This is a genomic window from uncultured Gimesia sp. (assembly GCF_937910335.1).
Lineage (GTDB): Bacteria > Planctomycetota > Planctomycetia > Planctomycetales > Planctomycetaceae > Gimesia.
This window is the reverse complement of record NZ_CALEMX010000382.1, coordinates 1-2,372: the sequence shown is the minus strand read 5'-3', so window position 1 is coordinate 2,372 and position 2,372 is coordinate 1. Positions and strand designations below refer to the sequence as shown.

3 protein-coding genes are annotated in these 2,372 nt (G+C 45.0%); all 3 read right to left on the bottom strand.

Annotated elements, in window-relative coordinates; translation table 11 throughout:
- Window positions 1-599 (bottom strand): glycosyltransferase (locus Q0668_RS15190; RefSeq protein WP_298866162.1); only part of this gene is annotated, 599 nt, incomplete at its 3' end.
- Window positions 599-1,189 carry a serine acetyltransferase gene (locus Q0668_RS15185; protein WP_298866161.1) on the bottom strand — a complete coding sequence of 197 codons (591 nt, stop codon included), beginning with the start codon at window positions 1,187-1,189 and terminating at the stop codon, window positions 599-601. The genes Q0668_RS15185 and Q0668_RS15190, both read right to left, overlap by 1 nt.
- 58 nt (window positions 1,190-1,247) lie before the next feature.
- The coding region (locus Q0668_RS15180; RefSeq protein ID WP_298866159.1) for a hypothetical protein at window positions 1,248-2,372 on the bottom strand (1,125 nt) is incomplete at its 5' end.

The following is a 2,372-nucleotide window of genomic DNA, read 5'->3' as shown; positions in this document are numbered from 1 at the left end:
TGCGATTCACAAGACTTTAAGAAGTTTTCGTACTTCCAGTACAGGCCATCTACATTATTGCAAGTTACCGGATCCTCCAGGATGAGCTGTCCGCAGACGCAGCCTATCGTTTCATCCTGAAAGTGTTTGACAAGTTGTTTAATGCATTGCGGGTCCATTTGCGTGTTTGCATCAGAGAATACAATGATTTCCCCTTTTGTCTGAGGAACACAATCATTCAGGACTGAAGATTTTCCGCGACGTTGTTCAAACTGGACGAGTCGAACTCGATCATCATCGTAAGAACTGACAAGTTCTCCTGTCAGATCCAGGTTTCCATCACAGCCTATCAAGATTTCCAGTTTGTCACTTGGATAATCAAGTTTTGCCAGATTGTTAAGACGCTCCAGGATGACCGATTCTTCACGATAAGCGGCAATCACGATTGAGACAAAGGGCAGGGGATCTGCATCAGCCTGAGAGGTGTCTTCGAGTGACTGGTTTGAATTGTCCTGACGTTGTCGTCGGGATAAGAACCAGGCAATCAGTGGATAGCCTGCATAAGAATATGCAACGAGGGAAATGGACGTCCAAAACAAGACTTCGATCAGGATAGTCATTATAGTACTGATCCTTTCTGACGCGGATAAAGGATTGGATCATCCACTGATCGAGTAACAGCTTCTTGCTTGACTGAAGGGTTTTCATGGTGAACTCTCAAAACCCGTGCTGGAATGCCTCCGACTGTTGTGTAAGATTCTACATCTTTTACCACCACAGCGTTGGCACCGATTTTCGTATGTGATCCAATTTCAACGGGACCAATTATTTTTGCACCAGCGCCTATGAAAATATCTGAGCCGAGTTTCGGAGAGACGTTTCGTTCTGCTCCAATCGTCACCTGGTGTTCAATTTTGATATCGTCGCCTGCAATGACTGAACCATTAATCACAATCCCCTGACTGTGAATGATTACGAATCGTCTGCCGAATTCTGCACTCCGACCAATGATACATTGGCAGAATATGGCGTTGCCTTTATTGAAAATCATGGCTAGAGGAAATAGTTTCCAGTGACTGGCCGACTGCATTAATCGATACCAGAGCATGGCCATTGTGCCATCGGTGAGGCATGTTTTCAGCAATGTGCGGACAGAAACAGTGCCATAACACCATTCTGCTTTCGCTTTTAAATCTTCCCAAAATTTCATGTGATTCTCACTTGGTTGCCTGCTGAGAAAGTACTGGTTTCTATGAAAACCAATCTAATTAAATATGGTGATGAACGAGTTGTTCCAGTAAATCTGCCAATTGGCCTGCCTGAAACTCCCGATTGAATTGATTGATTTGATCTGGATTCGTAATGGTCGCAGCTGTTTGGCCACTCAGGCGATCTCGTAACCACCGTGCAATGCCAGCCATGTCATTGGCATGGAAATTTCCGGTGGGCCAGAATTGATTCAGGATGTTAGCCGTTTCACCATTCGGGGTGATTGACAAAATCTCGCGGTTGATAGCCAGATATTCAAATAACTTCGCTGGTGCAACACGGTTGGCTCCATCTACATCACTCAGTAACAAGCAGAGGGCATCTGCGGTTGCCATTTTTTTCAATGCTTCCTGGTGGGCGCAATATTCTTCTGTGATCAAATTGCAGGTTGTCTGGTTGATTCGTTCAAGTAACGCCATCTGTTCCGGCGTTTTTCTGCCAATGAACTGCAGTTCGAGTTTGCTCAAAATATCAGGGTTTTCCTGATGGATCGCTTCAATGGCTTTGATCAAAGGTTCGACTGTGGTCAAATTCCAAAGTGTCCCTGTATAAACTATACGAAATCGTTTCTGCGTAGTGGATGATTGCTGATCGCTACCTGGCTCATCCAGATGTGCAAAATCATCGGGGTCAAAACCGTTGTAAATACATTTGCCAATGGCATCGGTGCCGAACTGATGGGCACGATCTAAAAGTCGTTCTGTGCTTGCCTGGGTCGTGGCAACAATGGCATCAGAGGCTTTCATGACAGACTTTTGCAGCTTTGTCTGAATTAAATGTGAGATGCGATCTTGCTGATGGTTTTCCAGATACTTACTGCTGAGATCCCATTCATCCCGGAAGTCAGCAATCAGAGGTAAATGAAATATCTTTTTTAGTTTACTGGCTAGAATTAAATTGGAGTAGGGGGGGGCGGTTGCCATAATGGCATCATGATGCTGGCTTTTTAGTAATTTTTTAGCTGCTTTCAATGCATTGGGATACCATAGAATTTGTGCATCCGGTTGTAGTAAGAGCCCGGCGCCTGCTTTAATGACTTTGCGGCAGGTGGATTTTACAGGAGCCAAAAGGCTAGCAGGGTGTCCGGAAATGAAATCTAGCGGTATCGCCATTAAGCCCGGAAA

Coding starts and splice junctions, on each gene's coding strand:
- Q0668_RS15185 (WP_298866161.1), bottom strand. CDS start 1,189: ATGAAATTTTGGGAAGATTTAAAAGCGAAAGCAGAATGGTGTTATGGC.